The following is a 17,236-nucleotide window of genomic DNA, read 5'->3' on the forward strand; positions in this document are numbered from 1 at the left end:
TTGCTGCCGGTCGCGAGTGACTGCTATTGAGCAGGCAGGCCCCCCGCGCCCACCTCATCGCATACTCTCATCATGAGCCGACGTACCTGCACTTCCGCGCTCGCACTTCTGGTGTTCCTGCCGGTGCTGACGGCGAAAGCCTCTCCGGGCGCTTCAGTAATCCTGCATATCGACGCAAGTACGGTTGCTGCTCTCGAGGCCTTGCGGAAGGAGCCCAAGTTTCTCAACCTGCCGGGCGCACCTGCCGTGGAGGAGCGCCGCCGCCTTGAGCCGCTCATCAACTCACTCATCGATCGACTCGTTGCCGGCATACAGGCGAACCCGAGCGACACATGGGTCTTCGGACAGATGACTCCGACCGTCGAAGCGTTTTACTTGGAAGACACCGAGGCGAGAGAACCGTGCGTCGACTACCTCGCGCGCATTTTCAAGATCTTGGGGATCAAGAGCGACCGAGGCGCTTTCAGCCGGTTCATGATCTCCATATGACGCGTTTTGCGCTCGAAATGGGAGCGGTGAGTTTCGACAGGAGTCCGCCATTCGCGAGCGACCGGTATCGGGCTCGCGGGGCCGTGCGATCGCGTTCCTGGCGGTTGCCCGTTGCGAATTGAGAGGGAGCGAAACGATCCGGCCTCCCCAGTGCGAAGCCGCAGACGGCGACGAACAGGCAGTGTGGTGATCGAGCTGCCACCCGAACGACAATGACTCATGCCTGACAAGAGAACTTCAGACGTCGCCGGCGTCGTCCGGAAAGCCACCGAGTCGGACGCATCGGGTATCGCACGGCTCTACGCGATGCTGGTCTCGAATCCGGCGATTCGCGTGTTGCCGGAGCGGCTGACGGAGGTAGCGAACGATCCGAACACTGCGCTGTTCGTTTTCGAGGACGGTGGCGCAGTACTCGGCACGGTTATGGTCTCGCTTTGTGCCGACGTGATGTTTGGTCGACGACCGTTCGCGGTGGTCGAGAACATCATCGTCGACGAAGCGGCGCGCAGCTTGCGCATCGGCGAGCGCCTTTTGCAAGCCGTCGAGGCCTTCTGCACTGCAGCAGATTGTTCCAAGATCATGTTACTGAGCGCCGCGGGCCGGGAGCGCGCTCATAGATTCTTCGAGCGATGTGGGTATTCAGGTTCGACCAAACGTGGCTTCGTCAAGTACCGAACGGCATTCGCTGCGAGGGATTAGTCGGTAATGATTCGGTGTCGCCGTCCGGCCACCTGCGGACGGTCGCCAATGTCGGCTTGTCGGCATGCCGCGCGGAACGCCGCAGGCTATGCTTGCATCTTTGATACCCGATGCTCGCTGGAAATCGAATCTTGCTTGCACTTTCAATCGTAGCGCCCAGCGGCACCAGCATCGCTTTCGGTCGAAAGACACTTGAAGTCAGATCGTGGCGTCCCGAGACCCTGCCGCTGACGGATTTGCTGATCGTTGAAAACGGGCGCTTCTTGTCCGCACACGGCGACTCGGATGATGACGGACGACTGGTGGCTGTCGTAGATATCGCCGGAGTTAAGCCTTGGCTGCCCACGGAGATCGAACCTGCTTGCGCCACCGCCTGGGCCCCTGGCTACTGGGCATGGCGCATCTGCAACGTTCGACGCATTGCAGGCCCGCTGAAGGTAATCGCAGCGCGCAAGCTGTACGACGTGCCCCTTGACCCAAGTGACCTTGCGCTGTTGTTAGCGCAGTAGCTGCAACCGGCTACTTGCAGTTGGTCGCCAGCATCAGCTGGCGGTCACGGTGCCTGGCCCGTGCGACCTGTAGACTGCGACGCGTCGGCGAAATCAGATGGCGCGCGATCACCTGGCTTTCGGCAGCTTGTTCCTTTACTCCACGACTTCCCAGCGTCCGACATGAACCTGACGAGAACTCTCATCATTGGGAATTCGGGCTCTGGAAAGAGTTGGCTGGCCGAACGGATTGCCGGTTCTCTCCAGGCTCCGCACCTTGATCTCGATCTGATCCATTGGGAACCAGGCGGATTCAACGTTGCACGGGGTAGGGAGCGTGCAATTGAACTAGCAAGAGAGGCCGCCACTGGATCAAGCAGTTGGGTCATCGAAGGCATCTACGGCTGGCTCGCACGTGAGGTTACCTCGATGACAACGGCGCTGATCTGGTTATGCCTTGATGAGGCCGAATGCGCTGTCAACCTCAAGCAGCGCGGTGTACGCCGGGGCGGAACAGATGATTCGTTCAATGCTCTGCTCAGCTGGTCCGAGACGTACAGAACGCGAGAAGGCTCAAGCTCGCACTCCGGTCACGAACGATTGTTCAACGACTTCCCAGGTGCAAAGACTTGTCTTCGTCAGAGAAGTGAGGTAACGGCGTTTGCCGACCTCAGCTCCAAGCTTTAAATGAACGGCGACTTCGAAGAGCCGAATCTGACGCCTGCAATGTCCGCAACGGGACGATAGCTCCAGTTCGCGTGCGCGCACAGCGGACGTTCAACCGGATCTCGCCCGGGTTGGAGCGCGGCGCGTTGACGAGCGTCCTTTTTGCCGCAAAGCTCGACCGATCTTTTGACCACCTCCGGCGCCCGGCGGCAATCGGCCGAGGCTGTGTGGAAGAAGGGCCGACGACGAGATCCTCAACCCGCCACAGCCACCGGCTTGTCGCCACGCTGCAACCGCCACAGCAGCAGATATGCCACCACCGACGCCGCCACCACCACGTGCCCGACCCACTCGAAATGCTGCAACCGTCCATCGGCGCCCATCGTGACGATGTGCCCCGCGATGACCGACGCGACGCCGCCCGACAACTGCTGCACCGAAGCGCTGATCGAGTTGAACGCACCGCGCTGGGCCGGTGACGGCACGCCGGCCACCATCGCCTGGAACGGGATCATCCGCGAGAAGATCCCGACGAACAGCATCGCGTTGACCGCGATCAGCACCGGCAGCGTCACCGGGCCGAGGTGCGTGTAGATCTGCACCATCGTCATCGCCACCAGCGTGCCCACCGTGAACACGCGGAACTTGCCGAACTTGTCGGCGGCCCGCCCGATCAGCGGCCCGAAGACGATCGTGCACAGCCCCGTCACCAGGTACACCACCGGCAGGCTGTGCAGGTCGATGCCGAGGTTGTTGACGGTGAACGCACTGCTGAACGGCATCAGCATGAAGCCGCCGGTGGTCAGCAACGCGGTCGCCGCGAAGGCCAGCAGGTGGCGCGGCACGGCCACCGTGTGCATCAGGTGCTCGAAGGCGCCACGCTCTTGCGGCAGCTTCAGGTGCCCATCCACCGGCTGCAGCCGCCACGCGACCACCAGGCCGCCGACCAGACCGAGCGCGGCCATCGCGAAGAAGGGCATGTGCCAGTTCCAGTGGCTCGACAGGTACAGCCCCGCCGGCAAGCCCAGCACCTGGCTGGCCGCGAATGCGGTCTGGATCAGCCCCATCACGCGGCCGCGCATCGATGCCGGGAACAGGTCGGTCGAGATCGCGAGCACGATCGAGCCGATCACGCCGCCGAACAGGCCGGTGACGATGCGCGCCGCGAGCAGGCTCTCGAAGTCCGGCGCCAGGCCGCACCACAGCGTGCCCAGCACGAAGCCGCCGTAGAAGAACAGCAGCAGCTTCTTGCGGTCGAAGCGGTCGGCAAAACCGGCCGTCAGCAGCCCGGCCGCGCCGGCGCTGAACGCATAGGCCGAGACGACCAGCCCGAACTGCTTCGGCGTGATCGACAGCGCCGGCATGATCAGCGCGCCGAGCGGCGCCATCAGCATGAAATCGAGGATGACGGCGAACTGCAGGAAGGCGAGCAGCCCCAGCACGACCTTCTGGTAGGGCGAGAACGCCTGGGGCGTTGCGGGGGCCGCGAGGGAAGGTGTGCTCATTCAGGGGCTCCGGTGCGGGCGTCGGCTCGATGGTCGGGGCTGCCATCGGGATGTCGGCCGCGGCGAAACCGCTCACGTTCCTCGGGGGTCATCGCGTGCCAGTCGGGGCCGCATCGTCCGCGCCGCCCGAACCGGTGGCCATGCCAGCCGCCGCGCCAGCCACCATACCCGCGGAAGCCGCCGAACAGGATGCGGCACAGCAGCAGCAGGCCGAGCGCGTGCGGGTAGTCGATGGCCTGCGCACCCGTCAGCAACCCGGGAATCACCGCGTTCCACAGGCCCATCACCACGCCGCCCAGTGCGGCGATCGCGATCAGCCCCAGCAAGAAACGCCCCAGGAACATTGCCTTGAATCTCATCATGTTTCTCCTTCGAATTCGTCGTAGATGGGTTGCAGCCGCGAGCGCAGGTAGAGCACCGCATAGCGCTTGCGGGAGAGCAGGGTGTTGAGCGGCACGCCGGTTTCTGCGGCCATGGCCTTGAAGCTGAGGCCGTCCAGCTCGTGTGCGATGAACACCTCGCGCTGGTTGGTCGGCAGGTCGTCGAGCGCCTGCTGCAGCGTGCCCAGCAGCACCGACCGTGCATAGGCCGCCTCCGGCCCGCCGTCCGGGTCCGGCAGCGCCAGGTCCAGCCGCGTGTCGTCGTCGTCCGGGTCGGCACTGTCGCGCAGCGGCGCCTCGCGCTTCTTGCGGAAGCGGTCGACGATGCGGTTGCGCGCCACCTGGAACAGCCAGGCGCTGACTTGCTCGATCGCCGACGGCAGCCGGTAGGCCTCGACGAACTCCTCGAGCACGTCCTGCAGGATGTCTTCCGCGTCGGTCGGGTCGGCGACGCGGCGCCGGATGAATGCGCCCAGCCGCCCGGACTCGCGCCGCACCGTGGCGGTGATCTCGTGTTCGGGGTCGCGATCGGCGTCGGGCAAGGTCACGAGAGCGGGCGGCGTTGGCGGATCCATGCCAGGGAAGACGTTCCTGGCGCTGGAATATTGTGGCGATCAGGCCAACTCGGCGACATGGCTGCGGTAGTGCGCCAGCGTGATCGCCTGCGCGTCGTGCGAGAGCTGCACCGCCGCGGCCTCGGCCGAGCCGCTGGCGGCGTCGATCACGCGCTCGAACATCTGCGCCTCGTACGTGGCGACCGCGCGGTCCCAGCCGGCGTCTTCGAGGAGGTGACGACCCAGTTCGGCCGCATCCAGCATCGCGGCGTTGACACCCTCGCCACCGAACGGCGACATCACGTGCGCCGCGTCGCCCAGCAGCGTCAGCCCGCGCCGGTGGGTCCAGCGGTGGCCGACCGGCAGCGCATGGATCGGTCGCGCGACGAAGTGGCCGTTGCTCGCGCGCAGCAGGTCGGTGACCGCGTCGGCATGGTCGGCGAATTCGGCGACCAGTTGGTCGCGCACCGCGGTTGGCGAAGCGAGATCGAAGCGCTGCGCCGCCCAGTCGGCGGGCACGCGGAAGATCGCGTAGCCGCGGACGTGCGAATGGCCGTTGCGCTGCGCGATGATCTGCCGCCCATCGCCGAGCACATCCAGCTTGCCGCGGCCCACCAGCCGCGCGAGGGCCGGGTGGCGGGCGTCGATGTCGTCGATGCCGAACTCGATGAAGGTCAGGCCGCTGTACTGCGGCTGGTAGGCCGACAGCAGGGGCCGCACGCGCGACCAGGTGCCGTCGGCACCGACGACCAGGTCGAATGGGCCGCCGTCGTGCTGGCCTTCACCGTCGGAGAACACCGGTGTCCAGCGGCCATCGGCCTCGGCGCGCAGCTCGCGCAGCGCGCGGCCCCACCGCACCGTGCCGGACGGCAGCGCGCCGAGCAGCATCGCGCGCAGCGCGGTGCGGTCGACCTCGGGCCGGTTGCCGGCGCCCGGGTTCGGGTCGTCGAACAGCACGCGGCCGGCCTTGTCGATCAGCCGCGTGCCCTGGTCGTCGTAGCGCGCGATGGCGCGGAACTCGGCATCGAGCCCGGCGCGTTCGACGGCCAGCAGCCCCGAGCCCTCGTGCAGGTCGAGCGTGCCACCCTGCGGCCGGGCCAGCGCATCGGCCTCGCGCTCGAAGACGGTGGCCTCGATGCCGCCCAGGTGGAGGATGCGCGCGAGCGTGAGCCCGCCCGGGCCGGCGCCGATGATGGCAATGCGTGGGTGCTTGTGCATGGGGTCGATCGGCGTTCCGTTAAAATAGGTTCCTATGCATATTAGGATAGCATCCTATATATCGTCAAGCCCGCCATGACAGATCACCCGACACATCCCCCGAATCCGTTGAAGCTCGTCGGCCGCGCCTCGCGGGTTTTCATCCGGCTGGTCGACGGCGAGATGCGGGAGCTGGGGTTCGCGATGGGGCAGCTGCCGGTGCTGGTGTCGCTGAAGGGCGGCAAGGCACTGTCGCAGGCCGAGCTGGCGCGGCTGGCGCATGTCGAGCAGCCGAGCATGGCGCAGCTGCTGAACCGCATGGAGCGCGACGGCCTGGTCGAGCGCGTGGCCGATCCGGACGACAAGCGCAGCCGGCTGATCTCGCTGACGCCGGCGGCGGCGCGCAAGATGCCGAAGGCCAAGGCCTTGCTCGACGCGCGCACGGTCGAGGCGCTCGACGGTTTCAGCGCGGCCGAGGCCGAGCAGCTGACGGCGCTGCTGCAGCGGCTGAACGCGAACCTCGACCGGATGGAGGGGGGCGAGGGCGAACCGGTCGAACCCGGCGGGGCCGGCTGATGAAGGGCCTGCTCGCAATGCACGAGGCTTCGACAGGCTCGGCCCGAACGGGTATACCTCCGTCGGAGGAAGGGGGCACGTCACACTTCCTCACTGCGCCCTCGCTATCCGCGTTTGCATGTGAGCTTCCCTTCGTTGTGTCCTCCGATGTCGGTGCGTAGCCTGCGGTCACTGTTTTCTCCGTGACCCTTTCAACATGCCTTCCTGCACACCACCGCGAACCGCGTCCCCACCCTCGATCTCCGCGCTCCTCAGCAGCCTGCTGCTCGCCGCGGTCATCCCCGCACACGCCGCCGAGCCCGAGGGCCAGAACCTGCCCGGCGTGCAGGTCACCGGCTCGCGCCTGCTGCGGGCGCAAGCCGAAGGGCCGAGCCCGGTCACCGTGATCAAGGGCGAGGACCTCGAGCGCCAGGGCTACAAGAACGTGTTCGACGCACTCGCGGGCCTGACGCAGAACACCGGCTTCACGCAGGGCGAGGACTTCGGCAACACCTTCACGCCGGCGGCCAACGCGATCAGCCTGCGCGGCCTCGGCCCGAACCACACGCTGACGCTGATCAACGGCCGCCGCGTCGCCGACTACCCGACCGCCTACGACGGCGAGGTCAACTTCGTGAACCTCGCCAACATCCCGTCGGCGCTGATCGACCGCATCGAGATCCTCGACGGCGGCGCCTCGGCGATCTACGGCTCCGACGCGATCGCCGGCGTCGTCAACATCATCCTGAAGAAGCAGCTCGACGGCATCCACCTGAACGTGAAGGCCGGCACCACGCAGCAGGGCGGCGGCGAGAACCTGCGGGTGCAGCTCAGCGGAGGCGTCTCGAGCGACGCGGTGACCGGCGTCTGGGGCCTCGAATTCGGCAAGCGCCAGCCGATCTGGAGCCGCCAGCGCGACTTCATGGCCGACACCACACGGGCCGGCGCCGCGCCGACGGCGATCGCGTCGCGCCGCAATGCCGACACCGGCGCGTATGTCGACGCCGGCACCGCCTGCGATGCGCTCGGCGGGCTCTTCGACGGCAGCACGCAGCACTACCAGGTGGGCAGCCGCAACTACTGCGCGAGCGGCCGCGCGCAGCCGACCTACTGGACCACGCAGACCGGCAACGAGACCGCCAACCTCGCGGGCCTGTTCGACCTCGCGCTGACGCCGAAGACCACGCTGTTCGCCGAGGCGCTGCTGGGCGTCGCGAAGACCGAGAACAACACCCGCGGGCCGAGCTGGACCTCGCTCGGCGCGAGCAGCAGCTACTTCCGCAATGCCAACACCGGCGATCTCGAGACCTGGACGCGCCGCCTCGCGCCCGAGGAACTGGGCGGCGTGACCCGCTTCAACCGCGAATGGCGCGACACCACCGGCAACCTCGCGCTCGGCGCGCGCGGCGAGCTGGTGGACGGCTGGAACTACGAGGTGGCCTACAACGCGTCGGCCTACCGCAGCAAGACCGTCACGCCGCGCTTGCTGGCCTCGGTCGACAGCTTCTTCCTCGGCCCGCAGCAGGGCACCGACGCCGACGGCATTCCGATCTACGCGCCCGATCCGGCGCGGCTGTACACGCCGCTGACGGCCGCCGAGTACGGCTCGATCAGCGGCGCCAGCAACGGCGACAACCGCTCGTGGAACCACGGCATCAGCGCCAGCGTGCGCGGCGACCTGCTGCAATTGCCCGCGGGCCCGCTGCAGCTGGCGGCGGTGGCCGAGCTCGGCTCGCAGGGCTTCAGCAACCGCTCGGACCCGCGGCTGGGGCAGGGCGTGTTCTACAACACCAAGGAGGTGGCCGAGGTGAAGGGCACGCGGCAGCGCCAGGCGCTGGGCGCCGAGCTGAACGCGCCGCTGTCGCGCCAGGTGACGGCCACGCTCGCCGGCCGCTACGACGACTACGCGTTCGCCGGCCGGCATGACGACAAGCTGACCTGGCAGGCCGGGCTGGAGTTCAGGCCGAGCCGCGAACTGCTGCTGCGCGCCAACCACGCGACCAGCTTCCGCGCGCCGGACATGAACTACATCTACACCGCCGAGAGCCGCGGCTACTACTCGTCATCGACCGACTACCTGCGTTGCGCGCAGGCCGGCCAGCCGGTGGCGACCTGCGAGTTCGCGAACGTGTCGCCCGGGTTCAACTACGTCAGCAACGGCAGTGCCGACCTCAAGTCAGAGAACGGCCGCAGCTGGGGGCTGGGCGCGTTCTGGTCGCCGAGTTCGCAGTTCGAGGCGTCGGTCGACTTCTGGAAGATCGAGATCGACGACCTGGTCACGACGCTCGATGCCGACAAGCTGCTGCGCGACGAGGCCGATTGCCGCAGCGGCGCCAGGGACCCGGCGAGCCCGAGCTGCGTCGACACGTTCTCGCGCGTGCGCCGCAACCCGGCGAATGCGGTGGTGCGGCCGGGCGAGGTCTACGAGATCGCGGTCAACCCGATCAACGCCGCGCAGGAGAGCACGCGCGGCTTCGACCTCGGCGTGCGCTACCGCTGGGCGACCGACGGCTGGGGCCGCTGGCAGGTCGCCGCGAAGTACACGCGGGTGCAGAGCTTCACGTACCAGCAGTTCGCCGGCGACGCCGCGATCAACCAGATCGGCACGCGCGACTTCGCGGGCTTCCCGACCAAGCTGGTCGCGACGCTGGACGGCAGCTTCGGCGACTGGAGCGCCACGCTCACGTCGAGCCGCTACGGCCGCATCGCCGATGGCGACGAGGGCTTCGTGCCGCCGCAATGGCTGCACAACCTGAGCGGCAGCTACCAGTTCGCGAAGCACACGCGGCTGACGCTGATCGTCAACAACGTCGCGAACAAGACGGTGCGCGACGACACCGGCGGCTGGCCGTTCTACCCGGTTGGGTTCTACAGCTCGCACGGGCGGCAGGGCTGGGTGGAGTTCGAGCACCAGTTCGGCGGGAGCTGAGGCCCGCGTTGCTGCGATCAGCGCAGCGGCGGCTCGCCCACGACCCGCGTCACCAGGGCACCCAGTTCGGACATCGTCTTCACGTCGTCCAGCGCTCGGTAGATGTCCTCGGCCGTGCCGACGCTCGCCGCACCCGCGAGCGGCTGCAGCGGGGCATGCCGCGACAGGAACTCCCGCAACATGCGCGACGCGATTTCACGTTGCAGCCCGGAGGGTGGCGGATCCAGGGCCGAGTCGTCGGCGATGGCCGCCAGCGCGGCGGCGCTCGGCTTGATCTGCGGCGTGTCGGTGCGCGGCGCGCTGCGCGTCAGGACCGACTCGAAGGTCGGTGCGTTCTGGACGCGATTGCCGAGCTTCCAGTCGCTGCGCGGAATGCCCGTCATCGTCAGGATGGTGGCGATGACCGAGGCATGGTCGAACGGCGTCGTCGGCCCGGCGCGGAAGACGGTGTTGGCCTCGATGTAGGGCGACACCAGGATCAGCGGAACGCGCACGCCGTAGCGGTCGAAACCGAAACCCAGCTCGCTCTGCGTGGGGGCCGGCGTGGCCGAGCCCTCGCCCCAGGGCACCGCGGCATGCCACGGCGGCGCGACGTGGTCATAGGTGCCGCCGTGCTCGTCGAAGTTGATGATGAACAGCGTTTCGTTCCAGCCGGGGCCGGACTGCAGTGCCTGCAGGATGTCGCTGACGAATTGCTCGCCCGGCGCGACGTTGCTCGGGGGGTGATAGTCGTTGCCTTGCGCCCCCGGGCCGTGGCGCTTGTAGCCGTAGCCCCACTTGGGTTCCAGGAAGCACACCGAGGGCAGGGAGCCCTTGCGTGCCTGGTCGTAGAAGGCATCGATCCCGTCGAAATGAGCGTCGTATTTCGAGTCGCCCAACTGGGTCAGGATGTCGCGGGTGAAGCACATGCCGTCCGCGAACCACCAGCTTTCGCTGGAGAACACCATCCAGTCGCTGGGTGACTTCATCCCGGCGTCCTCCATCACGTTGAACATCGTGCGCTGGTTGAAGTAGAGCCAGTTCTCGCCGCTGCTCCACATGTTGTTGTTGACCCAGGCCTGCAGCGCGCCGGTATCCGGGTCGGGCGCCAGCGAATTGCCGGTGGCGGCGAAGGCGCGGTTGCAATTGGTTTGCGTGGGTACCGACGAGAAGTACGCGTCGGACACCGCATAGTGGCGCGCCGCGCCGTTGAGCACCGGCAACTCGGCGGGCGTGTAGGTCTGCATGACTTCGTCGAGCCCGTAGCGCCAGCCGTCGCCGGCAAAGTCCTGGTAGAAGCCACCCATGCCGGCGGTCTGGTTGGCAGGTGGATTCGATTGGCTCCCGAAGAGCTGGTTGTTGACGTGCACGTAGTCTTCATTGGGATCGCACTCGGGCACCCAGCTGTTCAGCGTGCCCTTCTGGATCCAGTGCTTGACGCCGTTGGCGCCCACGTTGTAGTAGGTCTCGGGGCGCAGGCCGTTGTAGTCGGGATCGTTGTTTCCGAGCGGCGCCATGACACGGTCGGGGCGTTGGCCGTTCGGATAGAGCCAGCCCAGGACGTTGTCGAGGGAGCGGTTCTCAAGCATCAGGTAGACGATGTGCTTGATCCGGGACGGCACGTTGTTCTGCACGCCGAACAGGATGCCGTCGCTCGTCATGAAGACGTTCGTGTACCCGCTCCAGCCGCCGCGGCCCACGAGGTTCGCGCCGCGCCAGTCGTCGGTGCCGTCCTCCCAGCCCTTGTGCTGGTACCAGTAGAGGTTGCCGTCGGGCGTGATGCCGTACAGCGTGCCGTCGCTGGTGGCGAACACGCTGGTGTACTGGCGCCAGCCGCCGCGCCCGACGAGGTTCTTGCCGGTCCAGCGCTCGCTGCCGTCCTGCCAGCCGTCGTGGCGATACCAATAGAGGTCGCCATCGGGCGTGATGCCGTAGAGCACACCTTCGCTGGTGGCGCACACGCTGACGTACATGCCCCAGCCTCCGGAGCCGACGAGCTTTCGTTCGCTCCACCGCTCGGTGCCATCCTGCCAGCCTTCGTGGTGGTACCAATAGAGATTGCCATCCCAGCCGACGGCATAGAGGATGCCGTCGCTGGTCGCGAAGACGGTGCGGTACGTGGCCCACCCACCCTGGCCGACGACGGTGCTCTCCCAGCGTTCGGTGCCGTCCTGCCAACCGGCGTCGCGGTACCAGTGCAGGTTGCCGTCCCAGCCAATGGCATAGACGATGCCGTCGCTGGTGGCGAAGACGGATTTGTAGTCCTGCCACCCGCCGCGGCCGACGAGGTTCTTGCCTGTCCATCGCTCGGTGCCGTCTTTCCAGCCATCGTGGCGGTACCAATAGAGGTTGCCCAGGGTGGAGTTGGCATCGATGCTCATGATCGGCCTCGCCGAGAGTGGATGAGCGCACATTCTCGGGAGCAGGTCGGCGCGGGGATAGGTGCCGGGCCTGAAGACTTCTGAAATCGCGTCAGGCGGCCGGCGCGAAGCCGCCGTCGAAGCTGTTGCGCACCTCGATCCGTTGCTTCAGCAGCCCGGCCTCGAGGTAGAAATCGGCGGTGGCCTGCTGGTCGGCCAGCACCTGGGCATCGACCGCGATCCAGCGCTGCTGGCGGCGCTCGAACTGCAGCCGGGCGGCTTCGGGTGAGATGCCGATGATCCGCGCGAGCGCCGCCGAGAACTCCGGCACGTGCTGGTACGACCAGCGCTGCGCGCGCACGACGCGCTGCGCGAAATCCTGCAGCGCGGGGCGCTTCGCGGCGATCGCGCTGTCGGTCGCCGCGAGGAAGCTCAGGCCTGACGACAGCCCGCGGCCGTTGACCAGCACGCGCGCGTGGCCCGCGGTCTCGGCCAGCGCGGTGTAGGGCTCCCAGGTGGCCCAGGCGTCGACCGAACCCTGCGTCAGCGCGAGCTTGGCGTCGGCCGGCGGCAGGAAGCGGAAGGTGTCGGCATCGGCCTTCAGCCCGGCCGACGCGAGCGCCTTCAGCGCGACGTGGTGGCCGATCGAGCCGCGGTTGGTCGCGATGCGCTTGCCCTTCAGGTCGGTCGCCGTTTTCAGCGGCGAGTCGGGGCGCACCAGAACGGCCGTGCCGTACGGGTCGGAGCGGTTCACGCCGATCGCCTTCACGCGCACGCCGTTGGACAGCGCGAAGATCAGCGGCGCATCGCCGATCGGGCCCAGGTCGACCGCCTCGGCATTCAGGGCCTCGGCGAGCGGCGCGGCGGCCGGGAACTCGGCCCACTGGATGTCGTAGGCGAGGCCTTGCAGTTCATTGGCGGATTCGAGCAGCGCGCGCAGACCGCCTTTCTGGTCGCCGGCTTTCAGCAGAGGCCGCTCGGCGCGCACCGAGCCGACGCCCAGCACGGCGGCGGTGCCGACCAGCAGGTGGCGGCGAGTGATGTGGTGGTGGGTCATGGGGTCTCCTTCAGGCGGCGCGGCGGGTGCCGGCCGCAAGCCGTTCAGCCACCAACTGCCGCGTGCGCGGGATCAACTCGCGGCCATAGTCGATCGCATCTTCCAGCGGGTCGAAGCCGCGGATCAGGAAGGTGGTGACGCCGAGCGCGTGGTAGTCGAGGAAGGCTTCTGCCACCTGCTCCGGCGTGCCGACCAGCGCGGTGCTGTTCGAGCGGCCGCCGGTCTCCTGCGCGATGGCCGTCCACAGCCGCTTGTCGACGCGCGAGCCTTTCGCCGCGGCGGCCAGCAGCCGTTGCGCACCGACGCTCTGCTGCGGCCCGCCGCGGCTGTAGCCGGCCTGCACGCGCAGCCGGCGGGTGTCTTCGAGGATGCGTTCGGCGCGCGCCCAGGCCTGGTCTTCGGTCTCGGCGAGGATCGGGCGGAACGACACCGAGAAGCGAACGCTGCGGCCGTGCTTCGCCGCCTCGGCGCGCACGCGGCCGGTCAGCTCGGCCACCTGGTCGAGCGATTCGCCCCACAGCGCGTACACGTCGGCATGCTTGCCGGCCACCGGGATCGCCGCATCGGACGCGCCACCGAAGTAGATCGGCACATGCGGCTGCTGCAGCGGCTTCACCTCGGAGAAGCCGGCCTGGAAGCGGTAGTGCTTGCCGTCGTGGTCGAAGGGCTTGTCCTCGGTCCAGATGCGGCGCAGCACCGTCAGGTATTCATCGGTGCGCTCGTAGCGCTGGTCGTGCGTCAGCCAGTCGCCGTCGCGCTTCTGCTCGTCGTCGGAGCCGCCGGAGATGAAGTGCACGCCGACCCGGCCGCCGCTGAACTGGTCGAGCGACGCGATCTGGCGTGCCGCCAGCGTCGGCGCGGTGAAGCCCGGCCGGTGCGCCAGCATGAAGTGGATCTTCTCGGTGTGCGCCGCCGCATACGAGATCGTCAGCGTGGCGCTCGGGCCGGTGGAGTGGTGCGGCACCAGCACGCGGTCGAACCCGGCCTGCTCGTGCGCCTGCGCGAAGCGGCGCACGTAGTCGCGGTCGATCGCCGGGCCTTGCGCGGCATGCGTCTCCGAGACTTTCTGGGTCTGGATCATGCCGATGAATTCGATGCTCATTGCGGTGTCCTGCTCTCTGAAGATGTCGAAGGAGGACAGTAGCGACGACGGCGCGAGCGTCGCAAATAATGATTTCGGGGCTGGTTATGCGATCTGCATGATTCGCAGAAGGCGCGTGGGCGTGTAGCCTGTGTGGCTTCGTCACCATGTGCGGACGGGAAGGAGACTCGACGATGCGAACCGATCATGGCGACCGTGCGCTGCAGGACTTCATCGACCAGGTCTCGCACCGGCTCGACGAGCGGACCGATGAGGCGGCGATTCGCCGCGATGTCGGCGCGCTGCTGGCCGGGCTGGTCGCGCACGACAACTGGCTGCCGGCGTCGCATTCACAGCCCGGTGCAGACCGCTACCGGCAGTACCTGCTGCACCGCGATCCGCGGGCGCGCTTCTCGGTCGTCAGCTTCGTGTGGGGGCCGGGGCAGGCGACGCCGATCCACGACCACACGGTGTGGGGGCTGATCGGCGTGCTGCGCGGTGCGGAGGTGGCGCAGGGCTATCGCTTCGCCGGGCAGAGCAAGCTGGTGCCGGCCGGCGCGCCGGTGCGGCTGGAGCAGGGCGCGGTCGATGCGGTGTCGCCGAGCGTCGGCGACATCCACCGGGTGGCCAACGCCTTCGACGACCGCACGTCGATCAGCATCCACGTGTACGGCGCCGACATCGGCGCGGTCGAGCGCTCGGTCTACACCGAGGACGGCCAGCGCCGTTCGTTCGTTTCCGGCTACTCCCCGCTGCCTTCTTGATCGACATCGTCACCATGACCGACACCCCCGTGATCCCCGCCCTGAACCCCGTCGACGTGCATGCCGCGCTGCTGGCGCGCGACGAGACCGCGCTGCTCGATGTGCGCGAGGAAGACCCGTTCGCGCAATCGCACCCGCTGTGGGCGGCGAACTTTCCGCTCGGGCGCATCGAGCTCGATGCGTGGGGCCGCATCCCGCGGCGCGACACGCGCATCGTCGTCTACGGCGAGGGTGTGGACGATGCGTTGCGCGCCTCGCAGCGCCTGCGCAGCCTCGGCTACACGCAGGTGCACCTGCTGGCCGGCGGGCTGGCGGGCTGGGAGGCCGCGGGGCTGGAGCTGTTCCGCGATGTCAACGTGCCGAGCAAGTCGTTCGGAGAGTGGGTCGAAGAAGCACGGCACACGCCGTCGCTCGCGGCCGAGGAGGTGCAGGCGCTGCTCGACGCGAAGGCCGACGTGGTGGTGCTCGATGCGCGCCGCTTCGACGAGTACCAGACGATGAACATCCCCGGCTCGACCAGCGTACCGGGTGCCGAGCTGGTGCTGCGCGTGCGCGACCTCGCGCCGGATCCGGCCACGCGCGTGATCGTGAATTGCGCGGGACGCACGCGCAGCATCATCGGCGCGCAGTCGCTGGTGAACGCGGGCATCCCGAACCCGGTCAGCGCGCTGCGCAACGGCACGATCGGCTGGACGCTGGCGGGGCAATCGCTGGAACATGGCGCAGCGCGGCGCTTCGGGCCTGCGAGCGATGCGGCACGCGAGGCGGCGCGGAACGACGCGCGGGCTGTCGCCGAGCGTGCGGGCGTGCGGCGCATCGGTGCCGCGCAACTGTCGGACTGGGTGGCCGAGCCGGGGCGCACGACGTATCGCTTCGACGTGCGCACGCCGGAGGAGTACGCGGCGGGGCATCGCGCAGGATTCCGCAGTGCGCCCGGCGGACAGCTGGTGCAGGAGACCGACGTGCACGCACCGGTGCGCGGTGCGCGCATCGTGCTGGTGGACCACGATGGCACGCCGGCCGGGTCGTGCGATACGGGCGTGCGTGCCGAGATGAGCGCGTCGTGGTTGGCGCAGATGGGCTGGGAGGTGGCGCTGCTTGATGCCGATGCGGCGTCGGATGGACGGGAGACGGGCGCCGATGCGCCACGGCGACCCGCGCCGCCGTACGTGCATGGCATCACGCCACAGACGCTGGCCGACTGGCTCGCGAGCCCCGGCTCGGATGTGCAGGTGATCGACGTGACCACCAGTGCGAGCCACGTGAAGCGCCACATCCCCGGCGCGTGGTTCGTGCTGCGCTCGCAGCTGCACGAGGCATTGAAAGTTCTGCCGCCGGCGCGGCGCATCGTGGTGACTTGCGGGACCAGTTTGCTAGCGCCGTTTGCAGCGCACGAGCTGCAGGAGTTGTTGGGTCCGCAGGCCGAGGTGCACGTGCTGCTGGGCGGCACCGCGGCGTGGGCCGATGCGGGCTTGCCGGTGGAGGCTGGCGAACAGCGGCTCGCATCACCGCGCACCGACCGCTACCGCCGCCCGTACGAGGGCACCGACAACGCACAGGCTGCGATGCAGGCCTACCTCGATTGGGAATTCGGATTGGTCGCGCAGCTGAAACGCGATGGATCCCATCATTTCGCGCCGATGTGACGCTGGCTTGCGTTCCGTGAAGGAATTGCAAATCGTCAATAACTGTCGGCGAGTCGCGACAGGCACTTGCTCCGGTCATTCCGTTCCCGTCTAATGCGCTCGCTCCGCTGTTGATCCACTCCCACGAAGAGGGTGCGACAGCGGGCCTGTCGAGGTACGCGGGTCATCAGGGAGAACTGAATGTCGAGCGGATGGAAGCGCCTGTGGGCGCTGGCGGCGCCGTGGATGTGTGTGCTGGCGATGGCGATGGCGAGCGATCCTGCGAGGGCCGCAGGGTACTGGGAGCTGGACACGGGAAACCCGGTGAATTGCCAGGGTGCGATTCTGAAAGCCGCCACGCCCGAGGGCGTGATGCGGGCGTGGATCGCGTGGGCCGATGGCTGTCCGCACGACGCGACCTTGCACCATGAGTACCTGTCGTGTTCGTATTCCACCTCGAACGTCTCATGGGGGGGAAGCGCTGGCTGCTGGGAACGCACCTATGCATGGTGGGGCGCGCTGGACCATCCGTTCTCGATCACCAAGTACTGTCCTTCGGGGACCATCTACAGCAACGACGCACATGATTGCGGCTGCCCGCCAGGCCAGGTCTGGGATGAAGCGACGCAGGCTTGTGCAGTCGAACTCGAGGAGATCTCCGTGCCGTACGCCTCGGACCCCCCGCCCCCCGAGTGCGAGGTGTGCAAGGGCAACCCGATCTACCCGCTGCGCGGGGTCAAGCGCGAGGTGGTGGACACGGGGCTGGCGATCGGGCGCACGACGCTGCAGTTCACCTACGACAACGCGAGCCGCATCCCGACCGCCTCGGGGGCGCTGACCGACATCGGCGCGGTGGAGAACCGCGCCGGCGTGATGGGCAGCCTGCAGTGGGTCAGCAACCTGCACCG

16 protein-coding genes are annotated in these 17,236 nt (G+C 67.8%); 9 read left to right on the forward strand and 7 right to left on the reverse strand.

Translation table 11 applies throughout. The annotated features are described in order from the left end of the window. The first annotated feature begins 72 nt into the window (after positions 1 to 72). The 4 genes from BUE42_RS30540 to BUE42_RS30555 all read left to right on the forward strand — a co-directional run bounded on the left by BUE42_RS30540 (position 73) and on the right by BUE42_RS30555 (position 2,363). Positions 73 to 489 (forward strand): DUF4844 domain-containing protein, encoded by a 417-nt coding sequence (locus BUE42_RS30540; protein ID WP_073468899.1) that lies wholly within the window; start codon positions 73 to 75, stop codon positions 487 to 489. Positions 490 to 708: 219 nt separating this feature from the next. After that, positions 709 to 1,188 carry a GNAT family N-acetyltransferase gene (locus BUE42_RS30545; RefSeq protein WP_073469179.1) on the forward strand — a complete coding sequence of 160 codons (480 nt, stop codon included), beginning with the start codon at positions 709 to 711 and terminating at the stop codon, positions 1,186 to 1,188. 131 nt (positions 1,189 to 1,319) lie between these two features. Continuing rightward, a complete protein-coding gene (locus tag BUE42_RS30550; RefSeq protein ID WP_200799065.1) occupies positions 1,320 to 1,697 on the forward strand; it encodes an ASCH domain-containing protein in 378 nt (125 codons plus the stop codon). A gap of 162 nt (positions 1,698 to 1,859) precedes the next feature. Beyond that, positions 1,860 to 2,363 carry a P-loop NTPase family protein gene (locus BUE42_RS30555; protein WP_073469183.1) on the forward strand — a complete coding sequence of 168 codons (504 nt, stop codon included), beginning with the start codon at positions 1,860 to 1,862 and terminating at the stop codon, positions 2,361 to 2,363. A gap of 233 nt (positions 2,364 to 2,596) precedes the next feature. Here the strand turns inward: BUE42_RS30555 and BUE42_RS30560 are convergent, their stop codons facing one another. Genes BUE42_RS30560 through BUE42_RS30575 form a run of 4 tightly spaced genes read right to left on the reverse strand, consistent with a single transcriptional unit; the run spans position 2,597 to position 5,999 of the window. Beyond that, positions 2,597 to 3,847, reverse strand: a complete 1,251-nt coding sequence (locus BUE42_RS30560) for an MFS transporter (protein WP_073469185.1) — start codon at positions 3,845 to 3,847, stop codon at positions 2,597 to 2,599. Next, positions 3,844 to 4,206: a hypothetical protein gene (locus BUE42_RS30565; RefSeq protein WP_073469187.1), complete on the reverse strand. Its 363-nt coding sequence runs from the start codon at positions 4,204 to 4,206 to the stop codon at positions 3,844 to 3,846. Before BUE42_RS30565 ends, BUE42_RS30560 begins: the two co-directional genes overlap by 4 nt. Further along, positions 4,206 to 4,802: an RNA polymerase sigma factor gene (locus tag BUE42_RS30570; RefSeq protein ID WP_073469189.1), complete on the reverse strand. Its 597-nt coding sequence runs from the start codon at positions 4,800 to 4,802 to the stop codon at positions 4,206 to 4,208. The genes BUE42_RS30565 and BUE42_RS30570 overlap by 1 nt, the downstream gene beginning before the upstream one ends. 39 nt (positions 4,803 to 4,841) lie before the next feature. After that, complete coding sequence (locus BUE42_RS30575; RefSeq protein ID WP_073469191.1) at positions 4,842 to 5,999, reverse strand: FAD-dependent oxidoreductase; 1,158 nt, start codon at positions 5,997 to 5,999, stop codon at positions 4,842 to 4,844. A 108-nt stretch (positions 6,000 to 6,107) separates the two neighbouring features. Here BUE42_RS30575 and BUE42_RS30580 point away from each other — a divergent pair, with 108 nt between their 5' ends. Both BUE42_RS30580 and BUE42_RS30585 read left to right on the forward strand, forming a co-directional pair. After that, positions 6,108 to 6,554, forward strand: coding sequence for a MarR family winged helix-turn-helix transcriptional regulator (locus BUE42_RS30580; protein ID WP_235002722.1), 447 nt, complete (start codon positions 6,108 to 6,110; stop codon positions 6,552 to 6,554). Positions 6,555 to 6,750: 196 nt separating this feature from the next. After that, positions 6,751 to 9,462, forward strand: coding sequence for a TonB-dependent receptor plug domain-containing protein (locus BUE42_RS30585; protein ID WP_083614802.1), 2,712 nt, complete (start codon positions 6,751 to 6,753; stop codon positions 9,460 to 9,462). A gap of 17 nt (positions 9,463 to 9,479) precedes the next feature. On the opposite strand, the gene BUE42_RS30590 is transcribed toward BUE42_RS30585, so the two are convergent. The 3 genes from BUE42_RS30590 to BUE42_RS30600 all read right to left on the reverse strand — a co-directional run bounded on the left by BUE42_RS30590 (position 9,480) and on the right by BUE42_RS30600 (position 13,960). Next, positions 9,480 to 11,822: an alkaline phosphatase family protein gene (locus BUE42_RS30590; protein WP_073469195.1), complete on the reverse strand. Its 2,343-nt coding sequence runs from the start codon at positions 11,820 to 11,822 to the stop codon at positions 9,480 to 9,482. A gap of 91 nt (positions 11,823 to 11,913) precedes the next feature. Further along, the gene (locus BUE42_RS30595; RefSeq protein ID WP_073469205.1) at positions 11,914 to 12,858 is read right to left on the reverse strand and encodes an ABC transporter substrate-binding protein; all 945 of its coding nucleotides are present in this window, start codon (positions 12,856 to 12,858) and stop codon (positions 11,914 to 11,916) included. 10 nt (positions 12,859 to 12,868) lie between these two features. Next, positions 12,869 to 13,960, reverse strand: a complete 1,092-nt coding sequence (locus BUE42_RS30600; RefSeq protein ID WP_073469197.1) for an LLM class flavin-dependent oxidoreductase — start codon at positions 13,958 to 13,960, stop codon at positions 12,869 to 12,871. 173 nt (positions 13,961 to 14,133) lie between these two features. Here BUE42_RS30600 and BUE42_RS30605 point away from each other — a divergent pair, with 173 nt between their 5' ends. The 3 genes from BUE42_RS30605 to BUE42_RS32795 form a co-directional block, all read left to right on the forward strand. Further along, entirely contained in the window at positions 14,134 to 14,703 is a 570-nt protein-coding gene (locus BUE42_RS30605; RefSeq protein WP_073469199.1) for a cysteine dioxygenase family protein, read from the forward strand. A gap of 14 nt (positions 14,704 to 14,717) precedes the next feature. Next, positions 14,718 to 16,349 (forward strand): rhodanese-related sulfurtransferase, encoded by a 1,632-nt coding sequence (locus tag BUE42_RS30610; RefSeq protein ID WP_073469207.1) that lies wholly within the window; start codon positions 14,718 to 14,720, stop codon positions 16,347 to 16,349. 180 nt (positions 16,350 to 16,529) lie between these two features. Beyond that, the coding region (locus tag BUE42_RS32795; protein WP_200799066.1) for a hypothetical protein at positions 16,530 to 17,236 on the forward strand (707 nt) is incomplete at its 3' end.

It is taken from the genome of Rhizobacter sp. OV335 (assembly GCF_900142965.1).
Classification (GTDB): Bacteria; Pseudomonadota; Gammaproteobacteria; order Burkholderiales; family Burkholderiaceae_C; genus Rhizobacter.